A 2492-nucleotide genomic window follows, 5' to 3' on the forward strand; every position below is an offset into this window, starting at 1 on the left:
CCCCACCAAAGGGTATTACCCTTTGGAAACCATGACTTCTTAAACAGATCAGGGTGCAGGGAGCGCGCTCCCTGCCGGGTCCGGGCAGAGCCCGGATCGTGCGACTGTTATAAGTGCAGCATTCAGGGGCTTTGCCCCCGAGCCCCCACCAAAGGGTATTACCCTTTGGAAACCATGGTTTTCAGGTTTCCGCCAGTGCGCGCAGGGCGACCTGTGTGGCGAGTGTCAGCGGGGTGGGCAGGTCATCCAGCGCGAACCAGCGGACGGCCGACAGGGCGTCGGGTTCACATAACAGCGCCCGCGCCGAGGTGATCGGGGTCGCAAGATAGACAGGCGCAACCCAGTGCGACGCATCTTCGCGCGCGGTGGCCGGGGTGATGTGGTTCACGACACATAACAGGCGCGACAGGCGGACCACCAGGCCGGTTTCCTCCGCCACTTCGCGCCGGACGGCGTGTTCCACCGTTTCCATCCACTCCACCTTGCCACCCGGCAGGCCCCAATGCCCGGCCTCTGGCGGGCGGCGGCGACAGACCAGCACGATGCGCCCATCGCCACGACGTACCAGCGCGCCACATCCCACGCGCGCATCCGCCACACCCTCCCGCGCCATCGCGCCATACCCTCAGCGCGTGGGGGTATAGGACTGCACATCCTCGATCGTATGATTCAGAACAAGGCGCTTGTCATCAATGGAGGCAACCCAGTCCGCCGGGATTTCGAACATGCTTTCGGCGGGACCATCAACCGTCACCTGGATCATGCCATTGCCTGTCACCGCGCTTAATGTCCCGACGCGGCCACCCGCGGATGCCATGACGTCACGACCTATCATCTGTTGGGTTACATCAGCCATGTCATGTCCTTTCATATCAATGCCCGCGCCATGCCCATCCCGCCGGGACGCATGCCCCCACCGGTCCGGTGGGGCCGGCGCATCGCCTGTCATGGCCACGACAGGCAGGCCCGGCATCATGTTTGCGGTAAAGCCGACTGTACCGACTGCCGCCGCCAATCACAACCCTGCCGGGCCACGCACGCTATTGCCGCATCCGACGCCACATCGCGGCAATGACGCCGTACAGGCTAACGCTGCTCCAGAAGGCTTCGATGCACAGTGACGGCATGTTGAAGTGAACACATAACGAGGCCATCACCATCAGGCTGCCGCACAGATTGCCCAGGGGATAGGCCACGCCCGTCGTGTCGATACGCCCGCGCAGGCTGAGGTAATATTGCACCACGATCACGATCGACCCGACGAAACCGATGCTGTCGGCCGCGATGTCCATGCCCGTCATGCCCCACCCCACGCCTGACGCGCCGGCACGTCAGTTGACGCCGTACTGCTTGCGCTGGTTCATCTTGGTGTTCAGCTTCTCGTTATACGTGTGATAGCTGCCCTTGGGCGCGCATCCCATTTCCTCCAGGTCCTCCAGATGGACGCTGTCATTGATCCAGCCATTGACCTCGGCAAAGGGGATGACGGCAGGGATGGGACGGTTGGCGAACACGATCGGCTCATCATGGCCGACGACATAACCGAACTGCGCGAAATGGGCGCCCCGGGCCGGGGTTTCGGCCACCTCGCCACACACCACGCCCGCACCATCGGCATCATGGGCCGCAAGGTGGCGGAAGCGTGCATCGTTCGGGTGTTTCAGGGTGGCGGCGACCTTTTTCATTGCCTCTGCCGCGCCTGCGACATGGGCGTCACTGCCGTCCAGCACCGTCTGCGCCGCGCACGGACCGCCCGGCACACCAGCAAGAGCCGCGCCAAAAACCGCCGCCAGTATCATGGCCTTGTACATCTGTCGTTTCCTTCCTGCCCTGGACCTGCGCCGTGGAATATCCATCGCGATCGGGCCAGGTGCGTGCCCATTGGTGCCTGCCTTCGCCGCGTGGGGTCAAGCATCGGGATGGTTCCTTTTTCAATTGTATTACGTTTGATAATATTGTGGAAAATATGTGCGTCATGGCCACCGCGACCGGCGGGCAAGCGGTGCGAAGGCCGGGTTTATGGTATGGCTGCGGCCATCTGATGATGACGAGGACGACAATGAACACCGACCCGAAATGCCCGCAATGCGGCTGTGCCCATGCCTATCCCGATGGTGGCCTGTGGATCTGCCCCGAATGCGGCCATGAATGGAACCCGCAGGCCGCCGCCGACACGGATGCGGATGCGGATGCTGCGGCGCAGAACGTGGTGCGCGACGCCAATGGCACCCCCCTGTCCGATGGTGACAGCGTGACCGTCATCAAGGACCTGAAGGTCAAGGGCGCGTCCTCCGTCATCAAGGGCGGCACGAAGGTCCGCAACATCCGTCTGGTCGATGGGACGGACGGGCATAATATCGCCTGCAAAATCGGCGGGATCGGGGCCATGAACCTGAAATCGGAATTCGTAAAGAAAGCCTGACCCCGTATTTGGCCTGAAGGCTGCATTTATAACAGGCGCAGCATCCGGGCGCTGCCCGGACCCGGCAGGG

5 protein-coding genes are annotated in these 2492 nt (G+C 62.7%); 1 reads left to right on the forward strand and 4 read right to left on the reverse strand.

What is annotated here, in order from left to right:
• Positions 1-181: 181 nt before the first annotated feature.
• Genes B7G66_RS06835 through B7G66_RS06850 form a run of 4 tightly spaced genes read right to left on the reverse strand, consistent with a single transcriptional unit; the run spans position 182 to position 1811 of the window.
• A complete protein-coding gene (locus B7G66_RS06835; protein WP_048858946.1) occupies positions 182-613 on the reverse strand; it encodes an NUDIX domain-containing protein in 432 nt (143 codons plus the stop codon).
• Between the two features lie 12 nt (positions 614-625).
• Positions 626-1015, reverse strand: coding sequence for a DUF2171 domain-containing protein (locus B7G66_RS18680; protein WP_231106266.1), 390 nt, complete (start codon positions 1013-1015; stop codon positions 626-628).
• 25 nt (positions 1016-1040) lie between these two features.
• Positions 1041-1301 carry a CBU_0592 family membrane protein gene (locus B7G66_RS06845; protein ID WP_081256634.1) on the reverse strand — a complete coding sequence of 87 codons (261 nt, stop codon included), beginning with the start codon at positions 1299-1301 and terminating at the stop codon, positions 1041-1043.
• A 30-nt stretch (positions 1302-1331) separates the two neighbouring features.
• Positions 1332-1811 (reverse strand): hypothetical protein, encoded by a 480-nt coding sequence (locus B7G66_RS06850; RefSeq protein ID WP_052955174.1) that lies wholly within the window; start codon positions 1809-1811, stop codon positions 1332-1334.
• A gap of 248 nt (positions 1812-2059) precedes the next feature.
• On the opposite strand from B7G66_RS06850, the gene B7G66_RS06855 reads away from it, so the two are divergent.
• Positions 2060-2422, forward strand: a complete 363-nt coding sequence (locus B7G66_RS06855) for a zinc ribbon domain-containing protein YjdM (RefSeq protein WP_048858950.1) — start codon at positions 2060-2062, stop codon at positions 2420-2422.
• Positions 2423-2492: the final 70 nt, after the last annotated feature.

The organism is Novacetimonas hansenii JCM 7643 (genome assembly GCF_000964405.1).
In the GTDB taxonomy this organism is placed as follows: Bacteria; Pseudomonadota; Alphaproteobacteria; order Acetobacterales; family Acetobacteraceae; genus Novacetimonas; species Novacetimonas hansenii.